Raw genomic sequence first — 3,638 nt, 5'->3', positions numbered from 1 at the left:
GGAAGAAACCCCCATGATGGCGGAAGAAACCCCCATGACGGAAGAAACCCCCATGATGGCGGAATCCGCCCCGATGGAGGACTCGCCAGAAATTACTGACCCGACAACGGTAGAGAATTTAAACCAGCAGTTGTACAACGTCATCGACCAAACTTGGCGAACCTATCCGACATTCCAGGAGGATTTAGTTTATCAAGTGACCATCAACGAACAAGGGCAGATCGTTTCCTACGAAGCGGTGGATCCCATAGGGACTGAATACGCCAATGAAATTCCGCTTCCGGAGTTAGTGACCACTTCCGCGCCAGGAGTTCCCCAACAACCTGTGGCGAATTTTCAGGTTGTATTTACCCCAGCGGGGATGTTAGAGGTGACTCCGTGGTCCGGCGATCGCCTGTAGAGAAAGCGACAGAGGTCGCCAGGAGAAAAAGATGGCTGGTTGGTGCTAGTTTTTCATAGCATTTGCCTGTAATTGCTCCCCCTTTTCTGTTGGGAAAAGTCGAAATTAATCGCAGGAAAGGGGGGAAGACCAGCCGAGAGGAGAATGCGCGTATTTTGAGAAAGAAAGGCGATCGCCTCTTTGGGGAGAACACCGTGACTCTACCAGAAAAATCGGTGCGATCGCGGCAAGTGTGAGCGAAGAACCAGCCAGAACTAGAAGTGCGATTCCGCCGGAAGATGGCCATATTGCCGGCAAACCGAAGCCAAGCGATCGCGCGGAGGTCCGGTATTCCTGTCCCTGCACTAGGGAGAATTATAGGGCGATCGCACCGAAGCCAATACTCTCAAGCCTGCGGTTGCTTGTCCCGACGCCAAATCACTGGATTGAAAAGCCCATGCCCTTCGGGTAACACCAGTGAAAAGGGAACTCCACAGCAGGGAAACCGAGGCGATCGCTACCCCAAAAGAATCTATTTTTATCCCTTGACAGACAGCGTTATCCCGCCGGATATAGAACGTGAATTGCCCGCCTCGATATCCGCGATCGTCCCTCACGGAATTATATTTTAAGTTAATTTCCCGGACATTATAAACCCAACTGCGAGCCATTTTCTCCTTTCCCCACAGGTAAACTCTGTTTCAAATCTGGGCGATCGAGCTGATTTATAAAAATAGCCTGAAAAAGAATTCCGCCGCGTAGAGCCACGAGTGCCTGGTTAGGGGCGATTTCTAGAACCCGCTTTTTAACGGACTGACATATATTAAGTTTACAAATCGTTTAACAAAATACGCCGGGTAGGCAAGCTTAGCAAGTCTTAGGGAGATTTCAACCGCTCGTGTTTGGCTAGCCTCCCACCGGACCTCCTCATATTAGCAGGGATTAAAGTCCTGCGAGAGCCTAATTTGCAGCGATGGAATCCCATATCATCGGCAACCCCCAGATTTTATCCCGGCTGTAGTGGTGGCGTACTCCCGCCGGGAAGTCTTGCAGCAACTCCCTTAAGCGATCGCCCCTCAACCGTTTCTTCCTTCTTCCTTCGCCACCCTCCATACAGAATAAAAAATAATTCCCTGCCCGCCCCTGCGGCTTCCGTTAAACCCGCTGCGTTTCCTTTGTTAAGTCTTCTGAAACCCCCTGTGTGGAAATTGCGACATTTTCCAGATCGCAAAACCGAACCCAACCCCTAGTTGAGCCTCGATATAGTGATAACAGAGAAGCAAAAGAGGCTTGGGATTTAAGCCTCTCTACAGTTGAAAGACTAAGATTGGAGGTAAGATAGTTATGGCTTTAATTCGTTACTCTCCTTTCCGGGAAATCGACAGCCTGCAACGGGAAATGAATCGTCTGTTTGATAACCTAAGCACCACCAATGGCGAACCCATAACGGGTAGCTTTGTCCCCCCAGTAGAAATGGAGGAAACCCCGGAAGCAATTAACCTAAAAATGGAAGTTCCGGGCATGGAAGCCAAGGATCTCGACGTGCAAGTTTCTGCCGAAGCGGTGGCCATTAGCGGCGAACGAAAAACCGAAACCCAGCACGAAGAAAACGGTTCTTTCCGCAGCGAATTCCGTTACGGTCAATTCCGCCGCGTGATTCCTTTAAACGCTCGCATCGAAAACAGCAAAGTAGAAGCGCAATACAAAGATGGTATCCTCAAACTCCATCTACCGAAAGCCGAAGACGAGAAAAATAAAGTCGTCAAAGTTAACGTCAGCTAAAGGAAGTCACGCGGAATTTCCAGGGTCAACCCGTCCCCAGTGGCGGTACCCCTTCTCTCCCAACTTCGACGGTTTTTTAGCCAGTTGAAGCGGCCATTGTGTGGCCATTGAAATCCAACCGTGACGGGTAACTTACACCACCGGGTTTCTGCATGAGGCGATCGCCGTAACTCTTCGCTCGGAAACCCGGTATTTTATCGCACCCGATTGCCGCTTGTGCGCCAGCTATTTCACCAGCACCATTGGGTGCGATCGCTCTCATCTTTCTACAGTTGAATCTAGTCGCCACAATAATCCTTACAGGAGGAAGTTATTAATGCCAGCAACGGATTTTAAAGACTATTATGAAATTTTAGGGGTGAGCAACTCTGCGAGTGCCGATGAAATTAAAAAAGCCTTTCGCAAACTCGCCCGAAAATATCACCCCGACGTCAATCCCGACGACAAAAATGCCGAAGCACGCTTCAAAGAAGTGAACGAAGCGTATGAAGTGCTTTCCGACCCCGAAAAGCGGCAAAAATACGACCAATTTGGTCAATACTGGAAACATGCCGGTGCTGGTGGCCAAAGCCCAGGTGGGTTTGGCACACAAGGGTATGATTTCAGTCAGTACGGCAACTTTGAAGACTTTATCAATGAATTGCTCGGACGCTTTGGGGGAAGTGCGAGAACCGGCGGACGCCGAGTCTATAACTACGGCGGCGCTCAACCCGGTGGTTTCGGTGATTTTGAAGATTTATTCGGCGGTGGTTTTGGTGGGGGATTCCACACTGAAGCCCCGACTCAAGACGCCGAAGCGCAAATTACCCTGACGATGGAAGAAGCCTTCCACGGCGTTCAAAAGCGCCTCCAAGTCAATGGGGAAACCATTAACGTGCGAATTCCGCGCGGCGTTAAACCCGGAAGTCGCGTTCGCCTGCGCGGAAAAGGACCGGTCAATCCTTACAGTCAAAAACGCGGCGATTTGTACCTGAATATCGAACTCGCTTCTCATCGATTTTTTGACTTCGAGGGCGATAACCTAGTGTGCGAACTTCCCATTACTCCCGATGAAGCCGCACTGGGTACAAAAGTCACCGTTCCTACCCCCGATGGTTCAGTAGAAATGACTGTGCCTGCGGGAGTTCAATCCGGACAATCTCTGCGCTTGCGCGGGAAAGGTTGGCCGTTAAGAAATCAGCAAAGAGGCGACCAAATCGTGCGGCTGAAAATTGCGATTCCTACAACCCTCAGCGAGTCAGAACGGGAGTATTACGAAAAACTGCAACAAGTTCGTCGATATAATCCTCGTCGCGAATTAGAAGCGATCGCATTATAAACCCCTCAGTCCTCGTGGTTGTGGTAGTCGTAGGGTGGGCAATGCCCACCCTACATTTTTTTAGTAGTCGTAGGGTGGGCATTGCCCACCCTACATTTTTTTAGGTCATGGGATAATATTGAAGTCAATCTTACCAGAGAACTTTGGATTGAGCCAAGT

The 3,638-nt window shown here is 50.0% G+C and carries 3 protein-coding genes and 1 pseudogene; 3 read left to right on the top strand and 1 reads right to left on the bottom strand.

Annotated features, from left to right (window positions below; genetic code table 11):
- A pseudogene (locus tag LKK83_RS13760) lies at positions 1 to 400 on the top strand (nitrate ABC transporter ATP-binding protein); the annotation flags it as partial.
- 344 nt (positions 401 to 744) lie between these two features.
- Here LKK83_RS13760 and LKK83_RS13755 read toward each other — a convergent pair.
- A complete protein-coding gene (locus LKK83_RS13755) occupies positions 745 to 1,050 on the bottom strand; it encodes a hypothetical protein (RefSeq protein ID WP_324631743.1) in 306 nt (101 codons plus the stop codon).
- Positions 1,051 to 1,723: 673 nt separating this feature from the next.
- Here LKK83_RS13755 and LKK83_RS13750 point away from each other — a divergent pair.
- Complete coding sequence (locus LKK83_RS13750; protein WP_324631742.1) at positions 1,724 to 2,161, top strand: Hsp20/alpha crystallin family protein; 438 nt, start codon at positions 1,724 to 1,726, stop codon at positions 2,159 to 2,161.
- A gap of 316 nt (positions 2,162 to 2,477) precedes the next feature.
- Positions 2,478 to 3,479, top strand: a complete 1,002-nt coding sequence (locus LKK83_RS13745) for a DnaJ C-terminal domain-containing protein (protein WP_324631741.1) — start codon at positions 2,478 to 2,480, stop codon at positions 3,477 to 3,479.
- Positions 3,480 to 3,638 lie beyond the last annotated feature (159 nt).

It is taken from the genome of Phormidium sp. CCY1219, from assembly GCF_035615515.1.
Classification (GTDB): Bacteria; Cyanobacteriota; Cyanobacteriia; order Cyanobacteriales; family Laspinemataceae; genus CCY1219.
Note: the sequence above shows the minus strand (reverse complement) of the source record. Positions and strands in the feature narration are given on the sequence as shown.